This is a genomic window from Buchnera aphidicola (Phyllaphis fagi) (assembly GCF_964058955.1).
Taxonomy (GTDB): Bacteria; Pseudomonadota; Gammaproteobacteria; order Enterobacterales; family Enterobacteriaceae; genus Buchnera_L; species Buchnera_L aphidicola_AI.
In genome coordinates this window covers 110,629-136,296 of sequence record NZ_OZ060370.1, presented here as the reverse complement: position 1 = coordinate 136,296, position 25,668 = coordinate 110,629, and the positions used below count along the sequence as shown (strand labels likewise).

Sequence of the window (25,668 nt, the reverse complement as noted above, 5' to 3'; positions counted from 1 at the left end):
TAATAATAAATTATTACATTATCTAAACATCTTAATTGTTTCTTGAGCTATAATTAATTCTTCATTGGTAGGAATAACAAGTACTGGAGTAGTATTTTTTTTATTAATAAATCCATATTTCCCGGATTTTATAGATTCATTTAATGCAATATCTAATTGAACTCCAATTAATGATAATTTTAAAATTGTTAATCTTCTCACTAAAACAGAATTTTCACCAATACCCCCAGTGAAAACAATAGCATCTAATCGACCATTTAATAATGTAGTATAAGAAGCAATATATTTCGATAATCTATGACAAAAAACATTAACAGAACGTTGAGATTCTTTATTATGATAATATTTTTTTTCAATATAACGAAAATCACTAGTAATACCATTACTTAATCCTAAAATACCAGATTTTTTTATTAAAACTTCCTGAATATCATCTAAATTCATACCAATTATTTTATGCATAAAAAATATTATAGAAGAATCTAAATCGCCACTTCTTGTTCCCATAACTAATCCTTCCGTGGGAGTAAAACCCATTGAAGTATCTATACACACACCATTTACAATTACAGAGACTGATGATCCACTACCTAAATGACAAGTAATAATATTTAAAGTATTAAATTCTTTTTTTAATATTTCAGATGTTACTTGAGAAACATAAAGATGACTCATTCCATGAGCACCATAACGTCTAATTCCAAAATTTAAATAAAAATTGTATGGAATAGCATACAAATAAGATTCTTCTGGCATACTTCGAAAAAAAGAAGTATCTAAAACAGCTACATTTCTTTTAGATAAATGAGGAAAATATTTTAAAGAAGCTTGTATGCCTAATAAATTAACCGGATTATGTAACGGAGCATAAATAATACTTTCTTTAATTTTTTTAATAATACTATTATTAATAATGACTGTTTTTTTTAATTCCTTTCCACCATGAACAACTCGATGTCCTATAGCTTGCACATTATCAATAATCTGTTTATGTATAAAAAAAATATTATTAATAATAAAATTTAAAGCTTCGAGATGAGATATATTATTACCAATTATTTTATAATTTTTACATGTTTTATGATACCATGTAATAGAAGATTGAGGTAAATGTAAACATTCAACTATACCAAATAAATATTTTACTTGAGTATCAGGATTTAAAATAGAAAACTTTAATGAAGAACTTCCAAAATTAAATACTAAAACTAAATTATTCAACATAATTATCCCTGTATTAATTTTCTCATTAATACTAATTGGAGTAAAAACACAATATCATTCATTTAATTTATATTAAAAATAAATAGCTATATTATTAATATATTAAAATACAATATAAATAATTAAAAATTTAAAATATTTTTTTTCCCACAGTAATACGATGATATCCATGATAATCATTATAAGACATGATATTGAAAAAATTATATTTCTTGAATAAATAAGAAACTATTTTTTTTTGCTTCCAACCATGTTCAATTAATAACCAACCATTACAAAATAAATAATAATAAGAATGTTTAATGATATATTTAATATCTAATAATCCATGATGCTTCGAAACTAATGCTTTCATAGGTTCAAATTGGCAATCTTTATTAATATATATCATATCTTTTTTATTAATATAAGGAGGATTACTTACTATAATATTAAATCTACGACGAATTAAAGAAAACCAATTACTATGATAAAAATAAGCATTATCTAAATTTAAAATCTTAGCATTTTTTTTAGATAATATAACAGATCGTTTTACATAATCTACACCAATAACATTACAGTAAGGTTTTTCAAATGCTACAGATAAAGATATAGCACCAGATCCGCATCCTAAATCTAAAACACTATCATATAAATTTATTCGATTTAAAATCTCTTGTACTAAAATTTCAGTATCTTGACGAGGTATTAAAACATGTCTAGATACTGTTAACGAAAAAGACCAAAACTCTTTCTTTTTTATAATATAAGCAATTGGTTCACAATTTATTCTACGTTTTACTAAAATATTTAATTTATAAATTTCTAAAATACTTAGTATAATATAATCAAAAATATTAACCCATATCTTAGGTTGTTTAACAACTTGACTTATTAAAATTTCAGAATCTAATTTAGATGTATTAAAACAATACAATAATTTAGATACGTATTCTAACCAAAACTGAATTTTCATAATAATATATATTATTTACAATATGATAAAAGATCAGCATGATATTCTTGAATTATTGGTTCTATTAAAATATCTAAATTTCCATTTAATATATCATCTAAACAATATAAAGTTAAATTAATACGATGATCAGTAATACGATTCTGTGGAAAATTATATGTTCTGTTACGATCTGATCTATCTCCGCTACCTAATAAGTTACGACGGATAAAAGCACTTTCTTTATTTCTCTTAGCTATTTCATGAGCATGAATTCGAGAAGACAAAATTGATAAAGCTTTTGCTTTATTTTTATGTTGAGATCGTTCATCTTGACATTCTACTACAGTTCCTGTAGGAATATGTGTTATTCGAATAGCCGAATCAGTTGTATTTACATGTTGACCACCTGCACCAGAAGATCTAAATGTATCAATTTTTAAATCATTAGAACAAATTTTAATACTTTCAGATTGTAAGACTTCTGGAATTACAGCAACCGTACAAGTCGATGTATGAACTCTACCTTGAGATTCTGTTTGTGGAATACGTTGAACACGATGACCTCCTGATTCAAATTTTAATCGACCACACACCCCTAAACCAGTAACTTTAAGAATCACCTCTTTAAAACCACCCTTTTCGCCTTCATGAGAATTCATAATTTCTGTATTCCAGTGACAATTTTCTGCATATCGGCCATACATCCGAAATAAATCACCAGCAAAAATTGATGCTTCATCACCTCCAGTAGCCGCTCTAATTTCAATAAAACAACTTTTTTTATCATTTGGATCTTTCGGTAACAACATGCTTTTTATTTTTTTTTCTAAATTTTTTTTTTTAAATCGAAAAGATTTTAATTCTTCTTCTGCTATACTAAATATTTCAGAATCATGTAATAATTGTGACGTTAATTTTATATCCTTATATATTTTTTTCCATTTTAAAAAGTATTTCATTAAACCTGATAATTTTAAATATTCTTTAGATAAATCTCTAAATCTTGCTTTATTAGCAGTTAACTTTGAATTAGTCAACATCATTTCAATATTTTTAAATTTCTGATATAATTTTTCTAACTTTTTAATAATAGAACCATTCATGTCATATACTCCAAAAATATCTCAGTAATAATAAATATATTTAATATATGTTGACATGATATTATAATAATACATTATGATAATAATATATATTTAAAACAACCATATAGTAATAGTAAATTGAATATTATATCTTAATGAAATTAATATAACGCATCATGATAATAAATTAATAAAATAGAAATATGATAAAACAATTTTTATTTATTTAACTAGGAAATATCTATGCTTAATATGAAAATCTTTTCTGGAAATTCAATACCACAACTATCTCAATTAATTGCTAAAAAATTATATAGTAATTTAGGTAATGCAACAGTTGGACGTTTTAGTGATGGAGAAATTAGTGTACAAATTAATGAAAATGTTAGAGGAGATGATATTTTTATTATACAATCAACATGTTCTCCAACAAATGATAATATTATAGAATTAGCTATTATTATCGATGCATTAAGACGAGCATCTGCTGGACGCATTACAGCAGTCATTCCATATTTTGGTTATTCTAGACAAGATAGAAGAGTAAGATCTGCTCGAGTTCCAATTACATCAAAAATAATTGCAGATTTTTTATCTAATGTAGGAATTGACCGTATTTTAACAGTTGATTTACATTCTGAACAAATACAAGGTTTTTTCAATGTTCCAGTAGATAATGTTTTTAGTAGTTTTATTATATTAGAAGATATACTAAAAAATAATTTAAAAAATCCCATAATTGTTTCACCAGATATTGGTGGTGTTATGCGATCTAGAGCAATTGCAAAATTATTAAATGATACTGATATGGCAATTATTGATAAAAGAAGACCGAAATCTAATATAACACAAGTAATGCATATTATCGGTGATGTATCAGGAAGAGATTGTATTTTAATCGATGATATAGTGGATACAGGAGGTACATTATGTAATGCAGCTACAGCATTAAAAAAAAATGGAGCAAATCGAGTTTTAGCATATGCAACACATCCTATTTTTTCTGGTAATGCTTTAGAAAATATTAAAAAATCAAATATTGATGAAATTATTGTATGTGACACTATTCCTTTATCAAGAAATATGCAATTACAAAAAAAAGTTCGTACTTTAACGCTTTCCAAAATGTTAGCAGAAGCTATTCGACGTATTAATAATGAAGAATCTATTTCAGCTATGTTTGAATATCAAAAATGTATTAAAACATATTTAAAATCATAATTCTTATAATATAATAAAATTATTGCAATATTTATAATTCTAAATATTACAATTTTATAATATAATATTTTTGATATTATTTTGATTTTTAATAAACAAAATCGTTTCTGAAACTAAAAAAAATGAACCAAATATTAAAATGATATCTACTAATTTAACAGTTTTCATTATTTTTTGAAAAGCATGCTGAACATTACGACATAATATTGCTGTATGAGGTAAGTAAGATTTTAAAATATGTATATTAACACTTCTTTTCGTTTGTAATGGAACATAAAACCAATAATCAATAATATCTAATAAAGGATAAATTGTATTTTTAACATCTTTATCAGATACCATACCTATAATACTGTATATTTTAAAATTCTGATTATTCTTTAATAATATTAACTGTTTTAATTGTTTATATAAAAAAATAGCAGCATGAGGATTATGTGCAACATCTACAATTACATGAGGATTTGTTAAAATTGTTTGAAAACGACCAGGTAAAAAAACTTTTTTTATAGATGTTTTCAATACTTTCTCATGTATAATAAACTTCGATACTCTTAAAGCAGATACTGCAATAGCAGTACTGGATAATGAAACTTTTGGAATTGGTAATTGATATAATCCTCCATATCTATCATAAAAATGCCAATTATCAGATATTTTTATCCAATTCCATTCATATAATAATCTATTTAATTGAGTACCTAAACGATCTGATATTTGATATATTGTTTTTGGAATATTATAAGTTCCTATAATTGCATTAATATTTTTTCTAAAAATACCAGCTTTTTCTAAACCAATACTATTTCTATCATACCCTAATAAATGCATATGATCTAATTCTACATTTGTAATAATAGCTACACTAGGATCTAAAATATTAGTAGCATCCAACCTACCTCCAATACCTACTTCTAAAATAATTATATCTAAATTTTGTTGTTTAAATATTAATAAAGCAGATAAGGTAACAAATTCAAAAAAAGTTAATAAAGTATTTTTACGTGCTAATTCTATAGCATGAAATATAGTAGTATGTATAATATCATCTTTTACATAATTTCCATTTATTCGAATACGTTCATAATAATTTATTAAATGAGGAGAAGTATATAATCCTACTGTATATCCTGAGTTTAATAAAATTTTTTCTAACATATAACAAGTACTACTTTTTCCATTAGTTCCTGATACTGTAAATAAAAAAGATGAAAAATTAAGTACACCTAATTTTTTTGCTACTTTAGTAATACGACACATTGAAAAATGATTGCATACAGGATATATTGTTTCAATGTATGATAACCATATAGATAATGACGTATTCTGATTATATTTTTTTATATTCATAAAAATAGTAATCTCATTTAATGATACTAAAAAGTATTATCTAAATAAATTATATTTTACAATAAAATTATAGATTAAAAACAATAATAAAATTATGCTAAAAAAAATAGCAAAAAAACTACCCCAAATATATAAAAAATTATTTACTATCATTTTTATAGAAATAAGAATCATCATTAATGATATTAATGATTGTATATAATAAAATTTATTGATTATATGAATAATTATAAAATAAATAGAACGTAATCCTAAAATTGAAAAAAAATTTGATGTTATAATAATAAAAGGATCTTGAATTATAGAAAAAATAGCAGGAATACTATCTATAGAAAATACAATATCACTTAATTCAATCATTATTAAAGTAATTAATAAAGGAGTAACATATAATAAATTCTCTCGATAAACAAAAAATTTTTCTCCTTCTAATTGTGGAGTAATTCTTAAAAAAATCGTTATATATCTTAAAATTATATTTTTTTTAATACCCTGATTATCATTTGCATTAAGGAAAAACATTTCAATTCCAGTAAATAATAAAATTATACTAAATAAAAAGATTATCCATCCCCAATGTGAAAAAAAACAATATCCAATTAAAATTAAACTTCCTCGTAATATAAAAGCACCTAATATGCCAAATGATAAAACTGTTTTTTGTAATTGAATAGGAATATCAAAATACCGAAATAATAAAAACCATACAAAAATATTATCTATTGAAAATGATTGTTCAACACAATATCCTAACCAAAAAGATATGAAATTAGAATTAGCTACAGTAGTACTAATATAAAATTTACAATATATCCAAAAAAATAAAGAAAAACAACAAGTTACTAAAAACCAAAAAATAAAAAAACAATAAGACTGTTGTAATAAACTATATTTAAATAAATATTTTTTTTTTAAAAAAATATTAATATATATAGAAACTATAATAATACTAAAAAAACCTAAGTAAAGAATAATAGAATTAGTAGAATCCAAAATATACACCTTCCATTAAAGTAAATTATAAGAATTAATAATAGTTTTAAAGTATTTAAAAATTATTTTATATTAATTGATTATTAATATGTATAATATTAATTAATGCTTGAGGAAATATACCTAATAATATTATTGTTATAATAATTAAAAATATAAACATTTCTAAATTTTTATATAAATTAAAACTAATATGATGATTTAAATCACATTTGTTACTGCAAGAATAAAAATTTAATATAATTTTTAAATAATAATATATACCTAACCCAGAATTAATTAATATAACCATATTTATTAACCAATAATTTTTATATATTGATAAAAAAATAATATAAAATTTTGAAATAAATCCTAAAGTTAAAGGTATCCCTAAAATGGATAATATTAAAATAGTCATTTCAATTGTTAATATTGGTTTTTTCCAAAAAAAACCTTGATAGTAAAAAGAATTATTATTTTTTAAATTATATAAATTATTTGCAATACTTAATATACTTAACATACCTATATTAGAAAGTAAATAATTAATTAAATATATTATGGCTGATTCATTAGCTATACTATATTGTTCTACAAGTAATAATGTTATTATTACAAAACCCATATGTGCAATAGAAGAATATCCAATTAATTTTGTAATATTTTTTTGAAATACAGCATACATACTACCAAAAAATATTGAAAATACTGAAATATATTTTATAATTAAATATAATACTTGAGAATGATTATAAGGAAAATAAAAAAACAATTTAATTAATATACTAAAAACTGCTACCTTAATTATTGTAGTAAAATAAATTAAAATTAATGGAGAAATATTTTTATACATTTCAGGAATTAAAAAATGAAATGGGAAAATAGATAATTTAAAAAATAATGATATTAATAATATACCTAATCCAAATAATAAAATTTGATTGTTTTTATCATGATTTATTAAAAAAGAAATTTTGATATTATTAAAATTTAAATTTCCACATACAGAATATACTAAAACTACTCCAAACAACATAAGAATTGAAAACATACTGGATAATATTATATATTTTAATGCAATAATTAAAGATTTTTTTTGATTATAAGAATATTTTATTAAACCTATAATAGGTAATGACATTAATTCTATTCCAATAAAAAAAGAAATCATATGATTTGATGAAATTAATAATATTCCACCTAAAATAGACGCAAGAATTAATAAATAAAATTCTTCTTTATATGCAATCATATTATGTAAACAAAAGAAAGATAATATACTAATGCATAATCCAGAAAATAACAACATTGCAATATATACAATAGAATAAAAATTTATATATATTAATGATGTTATATAAATTGGAATAATTTTATATATTATTAGTAATGATAATAATGATATAATAAAACTTAAAAAAGTACATAAAAAAACAAAAACATGACTTCTATATAAAATAATAGATAGCATAATAATAGATATACTGATTATTAAAACTAAAAATGGAATTAATACAATGATTTGTTCAATAGGTATAAACATATTAATAAAAACCCTAAAATTTAGTTTAAAAAAAATAATATTATTCTATTAAAAATGAATAGTATTTAAAATATTTTTTGGAAATAATCCAAATAATATAATGCTTATAACTAAAAACATTATTGTCCAAAATTCATAATAATTAATTTGTGAACACATTTTATAATTAGTATTTATTAACGGTCCATAAAAAACTTTATGCATAATATTTAATGAATAAATCAAAGAAAATAATAATCCAAAAATTAATAAACAAGCTGTTTTAGGGAAAGTATTAAAAATTCCTATCAACATCATTATTTCACCAATAAAATTTGCTGTTCCAGGAATACTTAAATTAGAAAAAATAAAAAATAAAACAAATCCTGGTATCCAATTTATACATGATGATAATCCTCCCATTTTTAAAATATTATTTGTTTTAATACGAATATAAATTTGACTAAATAAAATAAATAAAGCTGATGTTGATAATCCACTAAAAATCATTTGTACAATAGCTCCTTTATATGCAATAGTATTTTGAGAATATATAGCAATTAATATAAATCCCATATGAGAAATAGAACTATATGAGATTATTTTTTTTATATTCTTTTCTGCATAAGCCATCCATGATCCATAAAAGATTGTAATAATACCTAATAATATAGCATAATATGCAAATTGAAACGAAGAATCTTTAAATATACTAATATTAAATCTTAATAATCCATAAGCACCTACTTTTACTAACATTCCAGATAAATCTACAGAACTAGAAATAGGAGAATATTTATGAACATCTGGTAACCAACCATGTAATGGAACAATTGGCATCTTTACCGCAAAAGCAATAAAAAAACCTAACATAATTAAAAATTCTAATACAGGATTTATATGAATTTTAATTAATTTATTATAATCAAATGTCCATATATGAGTATAATTATAATAAGTAAAAGACAATAATAAAATTGAAAATAACATAATTATACTAGATATTTGAGTATAAATTAAAAATTTATTAGCAACTATAATGCGATTTTCTTGACTATACTTATTATTACCCCAAAAAATAATTAAAAAATAAATTGGAATAAACATTATTTCCCAAAAACAAAAAAATAAAAAAAGATCAATACTTAATAAAGCACCAATAGTTCCGAGAATAATCCATAATAAATTAAAATAAAAAAAACCTTGATATTTTTTCACTTCATCCCAAGAACATAACACAGATATCATACCTAAAAAAGTTGATAAAACAACCATTAATATCGATAATCCATCTATTGCAAGATGAAATTTTATTCCAAATCTTGGTATCCAAGATATTATAAATTCTTCATTCCAGTGTGTATGTAATAATATAAAATGATTGAAATAAAAATATTTCAACCATAAAAAAATAGAAAAAATAAATAATATTACAGTAGTTATTAATGCAATCCAACGAGATATTTTAATATTTATATAATCTGATAACCAACATAATAAACTACCTAAAAATGGAATAATAATTAATACAGAAAGTAACATGTAATAAAATCCTATTGTATATTGTATTGATTTTGAATTATTAATATATAAAAACTAAAATAATTATTATGCATAATATAATTTATTAAAACTTTTGATTTATTATATATTATTTAAATATATATCATAATGGAAATTAACCCAATAATCATTAAAAAAATATACCCATTTAGCGACTGATTTTCAACATATAATAAACATATATTAATTTTTTTAAATATTAATAATATTATTTTGAAAATCATATTAAAATAATTAAAACGTAAAAATTGAATCATTTTAAGATATGGTTGAATAAACAATATTTTATACATATCAAAAATTCTTAAACCATTAAACAAAAGTTTAAAAATAAAAAACAAATATTTATTTTTCAATATTTTTTTTGTTATATTAGTATTTAAAATATAAAAATAATAAGATACCCCAACCCCTAAAATAATAACTAAACTTGAAAAATATTCTAAATATACCTTATCTAGATAAGTAGGCATAATCTCTGGAAATATACTTGATAAATTAGGTATAATACAAACTTCAAAACATGTAGAAAATAACATTAATATAGTTAATGGAAAAAAATGTATTAATCCTGTTGGTTTAATTATTTTGGAAGTATTTGATTTTGTATAAAAAATTATAAAAATAAAACGAAAAACATATATACTAGTTAAAAAAGAAGATAAAAGAGATAATATAAAAAATATATTAAAATGATATGAAAGCATATGAAACAAAATATTACCTTTACTATAAAATCCCGAAGTAAATATAGGAAATGCTGATAAAGAAGCCCCTCCAATTAAAAAACAAAAATATAAAAAAGATAATTTTTTTCTTAATTGATTTCCCATTTTAAAAATATTTTGTTTATAATTACATGTTATAATTAAAGAACCAGCAGATAAAAATAATAAAGCTTTAAAAATAGCATGAGTTATCAAATGTATAACAGAAGCACTCCAAGCACCAACACTTAATCCTAAAAACATATATCCAATCTGACTCATAGTAGAATATGCTAATATTTTTTTAATATCTTTCTGAACTAAAGCAGAAAAACTAGATAATAATAATGTTGATACACCTAATACACCTACTAAATATAAAATACTAGGCGTCAAAATAAATAAATCATGATTTCTTGCTATTAAGTATATTCCAGAAGTTACCATAGTTGCTGCATGAATTAAAGCTGAAACAGGAGTAGGACCAACCATAGCTTCAGGTAACCAAGTGTGTAAAGGAATTTGGGCTGATTTCCCAGCAGCACCAAGTAATAATAAGAAAGTAATCCAATTTAAAATCGATGTATATTTTATTAATCCAATTTTAATCAAAAATTGTATTTCATAAAAATTTAAAGTTTCATAATAAAAATATATCATTAATATAGCAAGAATAAGAAATAAATCACCTATTCTTGTCATAATAAGAGACTTAATTGCAGCAAATCCGACTTTTTTTTTAAAATAATAAAAATTAATCAATAAATATGAACAAATACTAACACCTTCCCACCCAACATACATTAAAATAAAATTATTTGCTAATACTAATAATAACATATTTGCTACAAATAAATTCATAAGAGCAAAAAATCTATTATTGCCTTCTTTATACTTCATATACCAAATAGAAAATATATAAATTAAAAATGAAATACAAATAATCATAACAACAAAAGATAAAGATAACATATCTAATAATAAACAAACACTAACTTTAAAATTTTTTAAATACCACCACACCCATAACTCATGAGAAAAAACATAGTATCCATTTATTGAAAATATAATCCATGTTAAAAAAATTGTTAACATAGATAAAAATATTGAACCCACACCTATTACTATTGTAAATTTTCGTGATAAAAATCTTTTAAAAAAAGATAAAACTAAAAAACTAATTAACGGAAATGTAATTATTAAATACATACTATTCATTCATGTATCTCACTTAATTCATCAATATTTAAAGTATTATTATTTCTCCGATAGCATTGCAATAATAACGATAAACTAATGCTAGCTTCTATAGCAGATAAAGTAATAGACAAAATATACATTATTTGTCCATCCACTTGATGCCAATAACTACTTGTAAATACAAAAGCTAAAGAAATAGCATTCATCATAATTTCTAAACTAATAAACATAAATAATAAATTTCTAAAAATTATTAATGATATTAAACCTATTAGAAATAATATAGAAGAGAATAATAAAGCGTAAAATAAAGAGATCATATTACTAATCCTTATTTTTATTTTTTAATAAAGATATTTTTTTTATTTTTTGATCATTTGTAATAATTAACACTATTATTAAAGCAGATAGTAATAATATTGAAGAAAATTCAACAACGAAAATATATGGTCCAAATAAATTAATTCCTAACACTTTTAAATTTATTTCTGATCGAATAATATATTTATTTTTAAAATATAATAACTTTTTCCAAATTAATAATAAAAAAATACAAAATAAAATTATTGGATAAACCCAATATAAAAAGTTATTTTTTTTTTTTTTAATTTGTTCATCTAAGTTAAACATCATAATTGAAAAAACAAATAATACTATAATAGCTCCAGCATAAATTATAATCTGTAGTGATCCTATAAAATATGATCCTAATAAAAAAAATATAGAAGATGTAGATAATATAGATGCAGAAAGATAAAATAAAGAATATATTACATTCTTTTGAAAAACACATAAAATAGTAAATATTAAAGTTAAAAATAAAAAAAAATAAAAAACTAATTCCATTATACATTATTCCTAAGGTAATAAATCTTTAATATTAATAGGTGTAACATTAATTTTATTATCTTTTTTTTCTTTTTTCTTAGTAAATACACCAGATTTTTTATAAAAATCATAATCTGGATATTTACCTGGACCAGAAATTAATAAATCACGTTTTTCAAAAACTAAATTTTTTCTTTTAAAATCACTTAATTCAAAATCTGGTATTAATTGAATTGCAGAAGTTGGACATGCTTCTTCACATAATCCACAAAAAATACAACGTGAAAAATTAATTCTAAAAAATTTTGCAAACCAACGACCTGATTTTGTTTGAGATTTTTGTAATGATATACAACCTACAGGACACACAACAGAACATAAATTACATGCTACACAACGTTCTTCACCATTTTTATTTTTTGTTAATACAACTCTACCACGATATCGCGGAGCAAGATAAATAGGTTTATCTGGATATAAACGGGTTTCACGTTTTTCAAACATATGTCGAGCGGTTAATAAAATACTTCTAATTTGTGTAAAAAACCCTAAAATAATATTTTTTAAATACATAAACTTTTAACCTATATATAATAATATAAAAGCAGTAATAATTAAATTTAACAATGTAATTGGAAGACAAATTTTCCATCCAAAATATAATATTTGATCGTACCTAGGTCTAGGAATAGAAGCTCTAATTAATATAAAAAAAAATATGCATAAAAAAGTTTTAAAAAAAAACCACATACCATTAACTACAAATGGACCACTCCATCCACCTAAAAATAATATTGTAATTAAAGAAGATACAGTAATAATAGAAATATATTGACCAATAAAAAATAAACCAAACTTCATACCAGAATATTCAATATGATATCCATCAGCTAATTCTTGTTCAGCTTCTGGTTGATCAAAAGGATGACGATGACATAAAGCTAAACCAGAAATTAAAAAAGTTAAAAATCCAAAAAATTGAGGAATAATATTCCAAGTAATACTTTGAGAATTAACAATATCAATTAAATTAAAAGACTCAGATTTAGCTACAACACCCAATATTGATAATCCTAAAAATACTTCATAACTTAACGTTTGTGCCACTGATCGTATTGCACCTAATAAAGCGTATTTATTATTACTGGACCAACCAGCAAATAAAATTGAATATATTGAAAAAGAAGCCATCATTAAAAAAAAAAGAATACCTATATTTAAATTAATAATAAAAATATGACTATTAATAGGAATAATAGCTATAACTAGTAATAATGCAATAAATGAAATAATCGGAGCTATATTAAAAATAAAAGATCTACTAAAAGATGGAACCCAATCTTCTTTAAATAAAATTTTCACCATATCAGCAAACAATTGTAATAATCCAAAATAACCAACTCGATTAGGTCCATATCTATTTTGAAACAATCCTAATAATCGACGCTCAAAAAAACTCAACATAGCACCAAATAATACAATAAAAAATACATTAATTATTATTGAAATATAACAATGGATAATTTGAATAACATTTATTAATGAAAGTATCATATGTAATTTATATTATACCTCTTATTTTCTTAATTCTTTGACCTATTAAGGAACGAGGTAAACCAGGCATACCTATAGGTAATCCTATATGATAATTTTTTAATTTTTCAGAAAATTTAATAAAATATTGAAATGATTTTCCTGAATAAAAAAATTCAATTCGTTTTTTTTGATTCAATTCTTTTTTATGATATATACTAATTAAAGCATAAATTTTATTACATTTTTTATTTATTTCAGGAGATTGATAACTCATTTCTTCACTTCCAAATAATAAATAATAAGGAATAATACACCATTTTTTTTTTATATTTATAATAAAATTATTAAATGTTTGATTTAAAAAATATTTAGAATCTTGATTATGTAATGGAAATAATCGAATTCCAGAATTAAAATTTAATTTATTCAATTCATACTTATTCCATAATTGTGTTGAATTCCAACCAGGAGACCAAATAAAAGGAATATATTTAGAATATTTTTCTGAATTTTGATTACCTTCCATAGAAAAAGAAAACATAGTATCATTATCACTTTTTTGCTTTGGTTCATGTATATTTTTATTAGTATTAATAGCCGTTCTACTACTAGCTCTATGAGGAAACCTAGCAATCTTCTGTCCATAAATTCTAAAATCTGAATTTGGAGCCAGATCTTTTATTTTTTTAAAAATATCAATATCTTTTGTATATTCTTGAATAACAGTATCTAAATGAATAGAATTAGAAACTTGAATATTATGCGTTTGAAAATAAATTTTATATAACCACTTCCACCCTTCTAAAATAAATGATGAATTATCATATATAATAGGATTAAAAGTAGAGAAAAACCTTTGTGCCCTACCTTCATAATTAATAACAGTACCTGAACTTTCAGAAAAATTAGATAATGGAAAAAATAAAGTACTTTTATTTATTATTTTACTTCTTTGATGATCGAAAACTATAATATTTTTTACTTTTTCTAAAACAGCATCTATTATCTCTGGAGATATATTACGGTATAAATTATTTTCTAAAACAATTAATGTATCGACTTTTTTATTAATACATTTATTTAACGCAACTTCTATAGACATATGAGATAATAACCCAACTCCAATACTATTAACTGATGGAGTTAATAAAACTAATCCAACATTTTTATGTATATTTTGTAATCCTTTAGCTATATTCACCGATGATTGAATTAAACTTAAACTACCAGAATGAGAACCAGAAATAATTAATGGTTTTTTACCAGACATTAATGCATTCACAATAATAGAAACTGTTTTTTCCAGGGATACAGTAAAATCATTAAAATTTTGTTTAATATTATTAATTTTATCTGAAATAGCAAGGGCTAATATTTCTTGTTCCTGAATAGAACCATAATAATTAAATTGAGAAATATCATCTAATTTTGTTTCATGAGTATGTAAAATATATACACATTTTTTATTACTATCAGAAATATTTAACATAGCAGCACTATGCCATTTCGGAGTATTTCTATAATGTACATTATTAATTCGACTATTTCTTTTTGATGCTTGTCGAACAGATAACGCGACCATTGCAGCGGTTTGTGTTATATCTTCACCTATAATTAAAATAATATCATATGCTTCTATTTCTTGTAATGTAGGAATATAAATTCCACTATTTTTTAAAATATCTATAATTAATTTTACACAATTGTGATCAATATTAGACATACCACTAGAAAAATTTTTTTCTCCAACTAATTTTTTTAAAGAAAAATTATTTTCTATACTAGATCTAATAGATCCAATACCAATCACTCGATTAGAAGTTTTTAATATATTTGATGCTAATTTAATAATATTATTTTTTTTTAAAAATTTTCTACCATTATCATCATTCATAAAAGGTTGTTTATATCGATTATTTAGATTTACATAACTATGTCCAAAACGACCTAGATCACATAAAAAATAACGATTAATATCATGATGATATCGATTTTCTATTTTATTTAATTTCCCATATCTTTCTCCAATCATTATATTACAACCAACACTACAATGTTGACATATACTAGGAGAATATTGTAAATCCCATTTTCGATTATAATTTTTAGAATATACTTTATCTGTAAATACTCCTGTTGGACATACTTCAACTAAATTACCTGAATATTCACTTTCTAATGATCCATCTTGAAAACGTCCAAAATAAACATTATTACTAATACCATATGCTCCAAAATCAGTACCATCCGCATAATCTTTATAATATCTTACACAACGATAACAACTAATACAACGATTCATTTGATGTGATATAAAACTTCCTAAATATTGATTTCGATGTGTACGTTTAGGAAATCGATAACGACGAAAGTTATGTTTTGTCATAATTGTCATATCTTGTAAATGACAACTTCCACCTTCCTCACATATTGGACAATCATGAGGATGATTTGTCATTAATAATTCAATAATACCTTTCTGATGTTTTTGAACTTCTACATCAATAGTAGAAATTATTGTATTATTTAATACAGGTAACATACATGACATAACTATTTTACCTGTATGATCATGAAAATTATTATATTGCCTTACAGTACATAAACGACATGATCCAACACTACCTAATGCTGGATGCCAACAAAAATAAGGTATATCTATATTTAACGATAAACATGCTTGTAATACATTTTGAGATGAATCTACATGATATTTATTGCTATCAATATATATTATAGCCATAATTTGATACTCCAAAAAACAATATATAATATATTAAGCTATTATATTTTAAAAATTTAACTACATTATAAAAATATTAAAAATTAAGTTTAAATAAATTTGATTGAATACCTAAAATGTTTTCTGAAATATCTCCTGTTTTTTTTAAATCTATCCCTTTCTCAAATTCAGATCTAAATAATTTTATAGCACTTTGTAAAGGTTCTACAGCTCCAGGAGCATGCGCACAAACAGTTTTTCCGGGACCTAACTGAATACATAAATCTTCTAGTATTTCAACGTCACCTTTTCGTCCATTTTTATTTTTAATAGACTGTAAAATTTTTACAATCCAAGGTAATCCATCTCGACATGGTGTACAAAAACCACATGATTCACGAGAAAAAAATTCTTCTAAATTATATACTAATGATACTATACTAACAGTATGATCGACTGCCATTGCAATACCAGTACCTAATCTACTACCTGCTTTAGAAATATTTTCAAAATCCATTTTTACATCAATACACTGATTATCCAAAAAATCTGTTCCTGCACCTCCTGGTTGCCAAGCTTTTAATGATAACCCTTTTTTCATACCTCCAGCATAATCTTCTAAAATTTCTCTAGCAGATATTCCAAAAGGTAATTCCCATAATCCAGGATTGTTAACTGAACCTGAAAATCCCATTAATTTAGTACCTTGATCGTTACTATTAGATAAACTTTTATACCAATTTACTCCATTTAAAATAATAGACGGAACATTAGATAATGTTTCAACATTATTAATACATGTAGGTTTACCCCATAATCCAATTAAAGCAGGAAATGGAGGTTTTATTCTTGGATTAGCTCTATGCCCTTCTAAAGAATTAATTAAAGCAGTTTCTTCTCCACAAATGTATCTTCCAGCTCCAGTATGAATAATAATATCAAGATTAAAATTACTACCTAAAATATTATTACCTAAATATCCAAAATTTTTTGCTTCATTAATTGATTGTCTTAATATTTTTTCTGCAATTTTATATTCTCCTCGTAAAAAAATATATGCTTTTGAAACTTCTAATGTAAAACTTGCAATAATAATTCCTTCAAGTAATTGATGAGGTATTTTTTCTAATAAAAATCTATCTTTATATGTTCCTGGTTCCATTTCATCAGCATTACATAATAAATAACGTGGAATGAATTTTTCTTTTTTAGGCATTAAACTCCATTTAATACCAGTAAGAAAACCTGCACCACCTCTTCCTTTTAATCCTGAACATGTAATAATATTAATAATTTCTTGTCTATCTATATTTTTTAAAACCATTTTTAAAGCAGAATATCCATTTTTTTTACAATACTCTATGATATCAACTGTTTTTTCTTGATCATTCAACCACCAAGTTAAAGGATGAGTTTCAGATGTTTTAAATATTTTTTTCATTTATATTTCTCTAACAAAATAGATATACAGTCAACATTTATATTGAAATAAGTATTATCATTAATCATGATTACAGGAGCTTTATCACAACCACCTAAACATGAAATAGGTAATAAAGTAAATCGATTATCAATAGTAGTTTGACCTGGACAAATTTTTAAAATATCTTGCAATTGATTTCTAATTTTTTTATAACCCATCATATAACATACAACACTATCACAATATCGGATAATATTACGTCCTACAGGACAACGATATATTTGACTATAAAAAGTAGCTACCTCCTCTAAATTACTTGGTGAAATATATAATACCTTTGCTATTTCTTGAATCATTCTATCAGAAATCCATCCCCTAGTATTTTGAACAATTTTTAAAGCTTCAATAAATACCGATTTAGGATTTTCATAATTTTCTATTTCTTCTGTTATTTTCAATAACTCTAGTTTACTTAATTTATTTTTATTTGACATAATTTACATTTCTATTATGAATAATCTAACGATCTACATCTGACATAACAAAATCAATACTACCTAAATATACAATTAAATCTGATATTAAACTACCCCTAATTACAGAAGGTATTTGTTGTAAATGTGGGAAACTAGGTGTTCTAATTCGAGTTCTATAACTCATAGTGTTACCATCACTAATCAAATAATAACTATTTATTCCTTTAGTTGCTTCAATCATTTGAAAACTTTCATTTACTGGCATAATTGGACCCCAAGAAACTTGAAGAAAATGTGTAATCATTGTTTCAATATGTTGTAACGTCAGTTCTTTTGCGGGAGGTGTCGTTAATGGATGATCAGCTTTAAAAGGTCCATCAGGCATATTATTTAAACACTGTTCAAGAATAATTAGACTCTGTTTTATTTCCTCAGTTTTTAATAATACTCTAGAATAGCAATCACTAATTCCATTACCAATAGGTACAGAAAAGTCAAAATTTTCATATCCTGAATATGGACGTTTTTTGCGAACATCAAAATCAATCCCAGTGGCGCGTAATCCAGCTCCTGTCACACCCCAAGATAATGCTTCTGTTTTATTGTAACATGCAACACCTTTTGATCGACTAATTAAAATACTATTTTTTAATGCTACTTGAATATAAGACTGTAATCTTTTAGGCATCCATTGTAAAAATTCTAATAACAATTTATTCCACCCATTAGGCAAATCATTTGCAACCCCTCCAATTCTAAACCAAGCAGGATGCATTCGAGCTCCAGTAATTGATTCAATTAAATCATAAATTTTTTGACGATCAGTAAAAGCTAAAAATACAGGTGTCATAGCACCTACATCTTGAATAAAAGTAGAAATATATAATAAATGACTATTAATTCGAAATAATTCAGATAACATCACTCGAATTACTTGAACTTTACTAGGAACAGAAATATTAGCTAATTTTTCTATTGCTAATATATATGGCATTTCATTAACACAACCCCCAAGATACTCAATACGGTCAGTATATGGAATATAACTATGCCAAGATTGACGTTCAGCCATCTTTTCTGCTCCACGATGATGATATCCAATATCTGGAACACAATCTATTATCTCTTCCCCATCTAATTGTAAAATCATTCTAAATGCACCATGAGCTGAAGGATGATTCGGTCCTAAATTCAAAAACATAAAATCTGAATTCTTATTTTTTGTTTTCATACCCCATTCAAGAGGATTAAACGCTAATGCATTCATTTCTAAATCTTCTTTTTCTTGATTTAAAAAAAAAGGATTACATTCAGTAGCTCGAGCAGGATAATCTTTTCTTAAAGGATGTCCAACCCATGTCTTAGGCATAATAATACGAGTTAAATTGGGATGATCAGTAAACATAATACCAAACATTTCCCAAGTTTCTCGTTCATACCAATTAGCATTTGGAAAAATCTTAGTTACTGTTGGAACACATAAATCATGTTCTAATAAAGCAATTTTAATAATAATATCATTGTTTTTTTCTATCGAAAGAAGATGATAAAAAATTGAAAAATCTGATTTAGGCAAATTTTTAGTATGTAATCTTAAACGTTCATCTATACCATGTAAATCAAATAACATATTATATAATCTAGGAGTACTCTTTAAAAAACACATCACTTCTAATAATATATTACGATCTACCCAAATTACTGGACATTCAATACAAGTATTCTGTTGGATGAATGAATAATTTTTAAAATTATTGCATAATTTATGAAAAATTAAATTTGGCATAAAAACTCAAATTATTTAATAAAATATTATATTAATAACATATTTAAATATTATCAGGAGTATGTAAATTATTTATTTTAGATCGTATTTCATATTTTACTTGCTTTTGAGATTTCATTTGAGCCCGATATACTCCTTGCTCACCTACAATCCATGATAATGGACGACGTTCCTTTTCAATAGATTTCTGAAGTAATATTAATGCTTGTATATAAGCTTCAGGTCTAGGAGGACACCCTGGAATATAAATATCTACCGGTAAAAATTTATCAACTCCCTGAACAACAGAATAAATATCATACATACCACCTGAATTAGCACAAGATCCCATAGAAATTACCCATTTCGGTTCTAACATTTGATCATATAATCTCTGTATTATCGGAACCATCTTAATAAATGGAGTTCCAGATATAATCATAACATCTGATTGACGCGGAGATGACCGAAGAACTTCAGATCCAAATCTAGAAATATCATGTACTGCAGTAAAAGATGTTACCATTTCTACATAACAACATGATAATCCAAAGTTATAAGGCCATAAAGAATTTTTTCGACTCCAATTAACTAATTTATGTAATAATAAAGTTAATTTTCCAGTAAATATATTTTTATTAATTTTTAAATCTAAAGGATCTTTAACATGTTTTTTTATATATTTAGGATATTTTTTTTGATTATCTGAAAAATCAATTCGAGTTAAAGTATATTTCATTTTTTCCCTTTTTAAATTATAAAAATTGTACAACAAAAATATTAATAATTTAATTACCGATTAATATACCATTTTGGAGACCAATTTAAAGCTTGATTTACAATTAAATACATTAAAGATAATAACAACATAAAAATAAAAATTAATACCTCTCCAAATCCTATCCAACCAATATTTTTAATATTTATTACCCATGCATATAAATATAACACTTCAACATCAAAAATAACAAAAAATACAGCTACTAAATAAAATTTAATTGAAAAGCGTAAATTAGTATCACCAAAAGGAATAACTCCAGATTCAAATGGTGTGTGTTTATTTCTAGATACAGAACGACTTCCTAATAAATAACCACCTAATAACATAATACTACATATACTAAATGAAAAAATAATAAACATTAAAAAACTATAATATTGAGAAAACAATGTATATTCTCCATAATTTTATTATTATATAATAATAAAATAAATTAAAAATAATACAAATTATTTTATATAAATTTATATAAATATGTAAAAATTATATATAAATCGTAATATAAAATACTTTCAATATACATAAATACCGATATTTATATTATGTAAAATATTTTTTACCCACCCTTGATGAAGTTATAAAAGACCCCATTTAATTAAAATATTATTAATTAATTTTTAAAATTTAATTAATTTATATAAGTAAAATATTAAATATCAGAGGTACATTAATGAGTAAAATTATTGGTATAGATTTAGGTACTACTAATTCATGCGTTGCTATAATGGATGGGAAACAACCCAAAGTTTTAGAAAATTCTGAAGGTGATCGAACTACTCCGTCTATTATCGCATATACTAAAGATGGCGAAATTCTTGTAGGTCAACCAGCTAAGAGACAAGCAATTACCAATCCAAAAAATACACTATTTGCTATTAAAAGATTAATTGGTAGAAAATTTCAAGATGAAGAAGTACAAAGAGATATTAAAATTATGCCATATCAAATTATTAATTCTAAAAACGGAGATGCTTGGATTAATATTACAGATAAACACATAGCACCACCTCAAATTTCTGCTGAAGTACTTAAAAAAATGAAAAAAACAGCAGAAGATTATTTAGGAGAAATAGTAACACAAGCTGTAATTACTGTACCAGCTTATTTTAATGATGCACAAAGACAAGCAACAAAAGATGCTGGGAAAATCGCAGGTTTAGAAGTAAAACGTATTATTAATGAACCAACTGCAGCAGCTTTAGCTTATGGATTAGATAAAAGTCAAGGTAATAAAATAATTGCAGTATATGATTTGGGTGGAGGAACATTTGATATTTCTATTATTGAAATAGATAATGTAGATAAAGAAAAAACTTTTGAAGTACTTGCAACAAATGGAGATACTCATTTAGGCGGAGAAGATTTTGATAGTCGTTTAATTAATTATCTAGTATCAGAATTTAAAAAAGAACAAGGTATTGATTTACGTAATGATTCATTAGCTATGCAACGATTAAAAGAAGCAGCAGAAAAAACAAAAATAGAATTATCGTCCACACAACAAAGTGATATTAATTTACCTTATATTACGGCTGACTCTAATGGACCAAAACATTTAACAATTAAAGTTACTCGATCTAAATTAGAATCTTTAGTAGAAGATTTAATATCTAAATCTATTATACCCTTAAAAACTGCTTTACAAGATGCTAATTTATCTATCTCTGATATTCATGATGTTATTTTAGTAGGTGGACAAACTAGAATGCCTTTAGTACAATCTAAAGTAGCAGAATTTTTTGGTAAAGAACCAAGAAAAGATGTTAATCCAGATGAAGCTGTTGCTGTAGGTGCTGCAGTACAAGGAGGAGTTTTATCCGGAGATGTAAAAGATGTATTATTATTAGATGTCACGCCACTATCATTAGGAATTGAAACAATGGGGGGTATTATGACTACTTTGATTAATAAAAATACCACTATTCCAACTAAACATAGTCAAATATTCTCAACGGCTGAAGATAATCAATCAGCAGTTACTATACATATTTTACAAGGTGAAAGAAAACGATCAATAGATAATAAATCTTTAGGACAATTCAATTTAGATGGTATTCAACCCGCTCCTCGAGGTATTCCTCAAATTGAAGTAACATTTGATATTGATGCTGATGGAATATTACATGTTTCCGCAAAAGACAAAAAAACAGGGAAAGAACAAAAAATTACTATTCAATCATCTTCTGGATTACATGAAGATGAAATTAAAAAAATGATTTCTGACGCAGAAAAGAATTCCGAATCTGACCGACAATTTGAAGAACTAATTCAAATAAAAAATCAAGGTGATCAAATTTCACATAGTACCAAAAAACAACTATCAGAATTAAAAGATAAACTAAACCCTCAAGATTATAACGATATTCAAAAAACAGTTAATGAATTAGACGACGCTTTAAAAAAAGAAAACAAATCTGATATAGAAAATAAAATACAATCATTAATACAAAAATCCTCTAAATTCACTGATGTATCTAAAAATCAAACAAAACAACAAGAAAATAATACAGATAATTCTTCTTCTATTAAAAAAGATGATAATGTTATTGATGCAGAATTTGAAGAAGTTAAAGAACCAAAAAAATAAAACTATTATAACAAATAAAATATTCTTTATATAACTACTAACACGGGTGTAAATATGATATTTTTTTATACCCGTTTAATCATATTACGTTAGGAAAATAGAATGATAAAGAAAGATTACTATCAAACATTAGGAATATCCAAATCAGCAAGTGATCGTGAAATAAAAAAATCTTATAAAAAATTAGCGATGAAATATCATCCTGATCGAAATCAAGGTAATAAAAATTCAGAAAAAAAATTCAAAATAATTAAAGAAGCATATGAAGTTTTAATTAATCCTCAAAAAAGATCAGCATATGATCAATATGGACATGCTGCTTTTGAACAAGGTAATACTGATAATTCATTTGAAAGCCATTTTACTAATAATAGTTCAGATTTTAGTGACATCTTTGGCGATGTTTTTGGAGATATATTTGGAAAAAGTAGAACTTCTTCAACACAACAAGGATCAGATCTTCAATATAATATGGAATTAAATCTAGAAGAAGCAGTACAAGGAATAAATAAAGAAATATCAATACCTGCCTTAAAAACATGTCATGCATGTTATGGAAGTGGATCTAATTTAGGAAAAAAATTAAAAACTTGTCATACTTGCCAAGGAAGCGGTCAAATACATATGAGACAAGGTTTTTTTTCAGTCCAACAAACATGTTCTAATTGCCATGGAAAAGGAAAAATCATTACTAATCCATGTTTTAGTTGTAAAGGTACTGGACAAATTGAATTTACAAAAAAAATACTAGTTAAAATTCCACCTGGTATTGATAATAATGATAGAATTAAATTAAATAATGAAGGAGAATCAGGAAAAAACGGAGCTGCACCTGGAGATCTTTATATTCAAATTACAATAAAAAAACACCCTATTTTTGAAAGAAAAGACAATAATTTATATTGTGAAGTGCCAATTAATTTTTGTATGGCAGCTTTAGGGGGTACCCTAGAAGTTCCTACACTAAATGGAAAAATAAAAATTAAAATACCATCAGAAACACAATCAGGAAAACTATTTCGTATCCGAGGTAGAGGAATAAATTCTGTTCGTACAAGAAAAATAGGAGATTTATTATGTCGAGTTGTAGTAGAAACACCAGTTAAACTCAATGAAAAACAAAAAAATTTATTAAAAAAACTTGGAAATAGTTTAAATCAAAATAACCAAGAAACTAATAATCCTCAATCAAAAAGATTTTTTGATGGTGTTAAAAAATTTTTTGATGATTTAACCAAATAATATATTCATAGTATTGCTTCATGACACATAGTAATAATATGAAGCAGTACTGTATATAAATATATAATTTTATATTATATGTTTAAGATAAATTATTAATTTTTAAACATAACCGTGATTTATACCTTGCTGCTTTATTTTTATGTATTACTTTTTTTATTGCTAATCTATCTAAAATAGGTTGTACTTTATAAAATTCTTTTTTAGCAAGGTCTTTATTATTTACACTAATAGCTAACACAACTTTTTTTAAAAAAGTACGTAACATAGACTTACGACTAGTATTATGACATCGTTTTCTTTGAGATTTTAAAGTATCTTTTTGAGATGATTTAAGATTAGCCATTGATTATACCTTATAATATTATAATATTATTGAATATACATTATAAAAATAATTATAACAAATTATTTTAAAAAATACATTTATTTATTATTAATATTACAATATAAAAAATTAAAAATTATATTTAGTAATATAATACCAAAAATATAATATATGCGAAATTAATAATATTCAA

General features: G+C 23.8%; 22 protein-coding genes. 3 read left to right on the top strand and 19 right to left on the bottom strand.

Annotated elements, in window-relative coordinates:
- Positions 1-18: 18 nt before the first annotated feature.
- The 3 genes from AB4W56_RS00620 to prfA form a co-directional block, all read right to left on the bottom strand.
- Entirely contained in the window at positions 19-1,224 is a 1,206-nt protein-coding gene (locus AB4W56_RS00620; protein ID WP_367675915.1) for an acetate/propionate family kinase, read from the bottom strand.
- A 130-nt stretch (positions 1,225-1,354) separates the two neighbouring features.
- Positions 1,355-2,182 carry a peptide chain release factor N(5)-glutamine methyltransferase gene (prmC, locus tag AB4W56_RS00615; protein WP_367675914.1) on the bottom strand — a complete coding sequence of 276 codons (828 nt, stop codon included), beginning with the start codon at positions 2,180-2,182 and terminating at the stop codon, positions 1,355-1,357.
- A gap of 11 nt (positions 2,183-2,193) precedes the next feature.
- Entirely contained in the window at positions 2,194-3,267 is a 1,074-nt protein-coding gene (prfA, locus tag AB4W56_RS00610) for a peptide chain release factor 1 (protein ID WP_367675913.1), read from the bottom strand.
- Positions 3,268-3,492: 225 nt separating this feature from the next.
- Between prfA and AB4W56_RS00605 the strand changes: the two genes are divergently transcribed.
- Positions 3,493-4,470, top strand: a complete 978-nt coding sequence (locus AB4W56_RS00605) for a ribose-phosphate pyrophosphokinase (protein WP_367675912.1) — start codon at positions 3,493-3,495, stop codon at positions 4,468-4,470.
- A gap of 54 nt (positions 4,471-4,524) precedes the next feature.
- On the opposite strand, the gene folC is transcribed toward AB4W56_RS00605, so the two are convergent.
- The 15 genes from folC to ndhC form a co-directional block, all read right to left on the bottom strand.
- On the bottom strand, positions 4,525-5,820 hold the full coding sequence (folC, locus tag AB4W56_RS00600) for a bifunctional tetrahydrofolate synthase/dihydrofolate synthase (RefSeq protein WP_367675911.1): 1,296 nt from the start codon (positions 5,818-5,820) through the stop codon (positions 4,525-4,527).
- Between the two features lie 36 nt (positions 5,821-5,856).
- Complete coding sequence (locus AB4W56_RS00595; RefSeq protein ID WP_367675910.1) at positions 5,857-6,813, bottom strand: TerC family protein; 957 nt, start codon at positions 6,811-6,813, stop codon at positions 5,857-5,859.
- Positions 6,814-6,880: 67 nt separating this feature from the next.
- Positions 6,881-8,338 (bottom strand): NADH-quinone oxidoreductase subunit N, encoded by a 1,458-nt coding sequence (locus AB4W56_RS00590; RefSeq protein ID WP_367675909.1) that lies wholly within the window; start codon positions 8,336-8,338, stop codon positions 6,881-6,883.
- Positions 8,339-8,386: 48 nt separating this feature from the next.
- Positions 8,387-9,859, bottom strand: a complete 1,473-nt coding sequence (locus AB4W56_RS00585; RefSeq protein ID WP_367675908.1) for a NuoM family protein — start codon at positions 9,857-9,859, stop codon at positions 8,387-8,389.
- 113 nt (positions 9,860-9,972) lie between these two features.
- Positions 9,973-11,805 (bottom strand): NADH-quinone oxidoreductase subunit L, encoded by a 1,833-nt coding sequence (locus AB4W56_RS00580; RefSeq protein WP_367675907.1) that lies wholly within the window; start codon positions 11,803-11,805, stop codon positions 9,973-9,975.
- The gene (gene nuoK, locus AB4W56_RS00575; protein ID WP_367675906.1) at positions 11,802-12,107 is read right to left on the bottom strand and encodes an NADH-quinone oxidoreductase subunit NuoK; all 306 of its coding nucleotides are present in this window, start codon (positions 12,105-12,107) and stop codon (positions 11,802-11,804) included. Before nuoK ends, AB4W56_RS00580 begins: the two co-directional genes overlap by 4 nt.
- Before the next feature lie 4 nt (positions 12,108-12,111).
- Entirely contained in the window at positions 12,112-12,633 is a 522-nt protein-coding gene (locus AB4W56_RS00570; RefSeq protein WP_367675905.1) for an NADH-quinone oxidoreductase subunit J, read from the bottom strand.
- Between the two features lie 12 nt (positions 12,634-12,645).
- Entirely contained in the window at positions 12,646-13,188 is a 543-nt protein-coding gene (gene nuoI, locus AB4W56_RS00565; protein WP_367675904.1) for an NADH-quinone oxidoreductase subunit NuoI, read from the bottom strand.
- A gap of 6 nt (positions 13,189-13,194) precedes the next feature.
- Positions 13,195-14,169 carry an NADH-quinone oxidoreductase subunit NuoH gene (gene nuoH / locus AB4W56_RS00560; RefSeq protein WP_367675903.1) on the bottom strand — a complete coding sequence of 325 codons (975 nt, stop codon included), beginning with the start codon at positions 14,167-14,169 and terminating at the stop codon, positions 13,195-13,197.
- Positions 14,170-14,176: 7 nt separating this feature from the next.
- Positions 14,177-16,894: an NADH-quinone oxidoreductase subunit NuoG gene (gene nuoG, locus AB4W56_RS00555; protein ID WP_367675902.1), complete on the bottom strand. Its 2,718-nt coding sequence runs from the start codon at positions 16,892-16,894 to the stop codon at positions 14,177-14,179.
- 76 nt (positions 16,895-16,970) lie between these two features.
- Complete coding sequence (gene nuoF / locus AB4W56_RS00550; RefSeq protein ID WP_367675901.1) at positions 16,971-18,314, bottom strand: NADH-quinone oxidoreductase subunit NuoF; 1,344 nt, start codon at positions 18,312-18,314, stop codon at positions 16,971-16,973.
- Entirely contained in the window at positions 18,311-18,790 is a 480-nt protein-coding gene (gene nuoE, locus AB4W56_RS00545) for an NADH-quinone oxidoreductase subunit NuoE (protein ID WP_367675900.1), read from the bottom strand. The genes nuoF and nuoE overlap by 4 nt, the downstream gene beginning before the upstream one ends.
- A 25-nt stretch (positions 18,791-18,815) precedes the next feature.
- Entirely contained in the window at positions 18,816-20,558 is a 1,743-nt protein-coding gene (nuoC, locus tag AB4W56_RS00540) for an NADH-quinone oxidoreductase subunit C/D (RefSeq protein WP_367675899.1), read from the bottom strand.
- A 43-nt stretch (positions 20,559-20,601) separates the two neighbouring features.
- Complete coding sequence (locus AB4W56_RS00535) at positions 20,602-21,276, bottom strand: NADH-quinone oxidoreductase subunit B family protein (protein ID WP_367675898.1); 675 nt, start codon at positions 21,274-21,276, stop codon at positions 20,602-20,604.
- A 53-nt stretch (positions 21,277-21,329) separates the two neighbouring features.
- Positions 21,330-21,680 carry an NADH-quinone oxidoreductase subunit A gene (gene ndhC, locus AB4W56_RS00530; RefSeq protein ID WP_367675971.1) on the bottom strand — a complete coding sequence of 117 codons (351 nt, stop codon included), beginning with the start codon at positions 21,678-21,680 and terminating at the stop codon, positions 21,330-21,332.
- A 308-nt stretch (positions 21,681-21,988) separates the two neighbouring features.
- On the opposite strand from ndhC, the gene dnaK reads away from it, so the two are divergent.
- Positions 21,989-23,905 (top strand): molecular chaperone DnaK, encoded by a 1,917-nt coding sequence (gene dnaK / locus AB4W56_RS00525; protein WP_367675897.1) that lies wholly within the window; start codon positions 21,989-21,991, stop codon positions 23,903-23,905.
- 102 nt (positions 23,906-24,007) lie between these two features.
- A complete protein-coding gene (gene dnaJ / locus AB4W56_RS00520; protein ID WP_367675896.1) occupies positions 24,008-25,147 on the top strand; it encodes a molecular chaperone DnaJ in 1,140 nt (379 codons plus the stop codon).
- An 82-nt stretch (positions 25,148-25,229) separates the two neighbouring features.
- On the opposite strand, the gene rpsT is transcribed toward dnaJ, so the two are convergent.
- Positions 25,230-25,493, bottom strand: coding sequence for a 30S ribosomal protein S20 (gene rpsT / locus AB4W56_RS00515; protein WP_367675895.1), 264 nt, complete (start codon positions 25,491-25,493; stop codon positions 25,230-25,232).
- Positions 25,494-25,668 lie beyond the last annotated feature (175 nt).

Bases quoted from the DNA above. Each gene is read 5' to 3' on its own strand.
- AB4W56_RS00620 (WP_367675915.1), bottom strand. From the start codon at position 1,224: ATGTTGAATAATTTAGTTTTAGTATTTAATTTTGGAAGTTCTTCATTA.
- prmC (WP_367675914.1), bottom strand. From the start codon at position 2,182: ATGAAAATTCAGTTTTGGTTAGAATACGTATCTAAATTATTGTATTGT.
- prfA (WP_367675913.1), bottom strand. From the start codon at position 3,267: ATGAATGGTTCTATTATTAAAAAGTTAGAAAAATTATATCAGAAATTT.
- AB4W56_RS00605 (WP_367675912.1), top strand. From the start codon at position 3,493: ATGCTTAATATGAAAATCTTTTCTGGAAATTCAATACCACAACTATCT.
- folC (WP_367675911.1), bottom strand. From the start codon at position 5,820: ATGAATATAAAAAAATATAATCAGAATACGTCATTATCTATATGGTTA.
- AB4W56_RS00590 (WP_367675909.1), bottom strand. From the start codon at position 8,338: ATGTTTATACCTATTGAACAAATCATTGTATTAATTCCATTTTTAGTT.
- AB4W56_RS00585 (WP_367675908.1), bottom strand. From the start codon at position 9,859: ATGTTACTTTCTGTATTAATTATTATTCCATTTTTAGGTAGTTTATTA.
- AB4W56_RS00580 (WP_367675907.1), bottom strand. From the start codon at position 11,805: ATGAATAGTATGTATTTAATAATTACATTTCCGTTAATTAGTTTTTTA.
- nuoK (WP_367675906.1), bottom strand. From the start codon at position 12,107: ATGATCTCTTTATTTTACGCTTTATTATTCTCTTCTATATTATTTCTA.
- AB4W56_RS00570 (WP_367675905.1), bottom strand. From the start codon at position 12,633: ATGGAATTAGTTTTTTATTTTTTTTTATTTTTAACTTTAATATTTACT.
- nuoI (WP_367675904.1), bottom strand. From the start codon at position 13,188: ATGTATTTAAAAAATATTATTTTAGGGTTTTTTACACAAATTAGAAGT.
- nuoH (WP_367675903.1), bottom strand. From the start codon at position 14,169: ATGATACTTTCATTAATAAATGTTATTCAAATTATCCATTGTTATATT.
- nuoG (WP_367675902.1), bottom strand. From the start codon at position 16,894: ATGGCTATAATATATATTGATAGCAATAAATATCATGTAGATTCATCT.
- nuoF (WP_367675901.1), bottom strand. From the start codon at position 18,314: ATGAAAAAAATATTTAAAACATCTGAAACTCATCCTTTAACTTGGTGG.
- nuoE (WP_367675900.1), bottom strand. From the start codon at position 18,790: ATGTCAAATAAAAATAAATTAAGTAAACTAGAGTTATTGAAAATAACA.
- nuoC (WP_367675899.1), bottom strand. From the start codon at position 20,558: ATGCCAAATTTAATTTTTCATAAATTATGCAATAATTTTAAAAATTAT.
- AB4W56_RS00535 (WP_367675898.1), bottom strand. From the start codon at position 21,276: ATGAAATATACTTTAACTCGAATTGATTTTTCAGATAATCAAAAAAAA.
- ndhC (WP_367675971.1), bottom strand. From the start codon at position 21,680: ATGTTTATTATTTTTTCATTTAGTATATGTAGTATTATGTTATTAGGT.
- dnaK (WP_367675897.1), top strand. From the start codon at position 21,989: ATGAGTAAAATTATTGGTATAGATTTAGGTACTACTAATTCATGCGTT.
- dnaJ (WP_367675896.1), top strand. From the start codon at position 24,008: ATGATAAAGAAAGATTACTATCAAACATTAGGAATATCCAAATCAGCA.
- rpsT (WP_367675895.1), bottom strand. From the start codon at position 25,493: ATGGCTAATCTTAAATCATCTCAAAAAGATACTTTAAAATCTCAAAGA.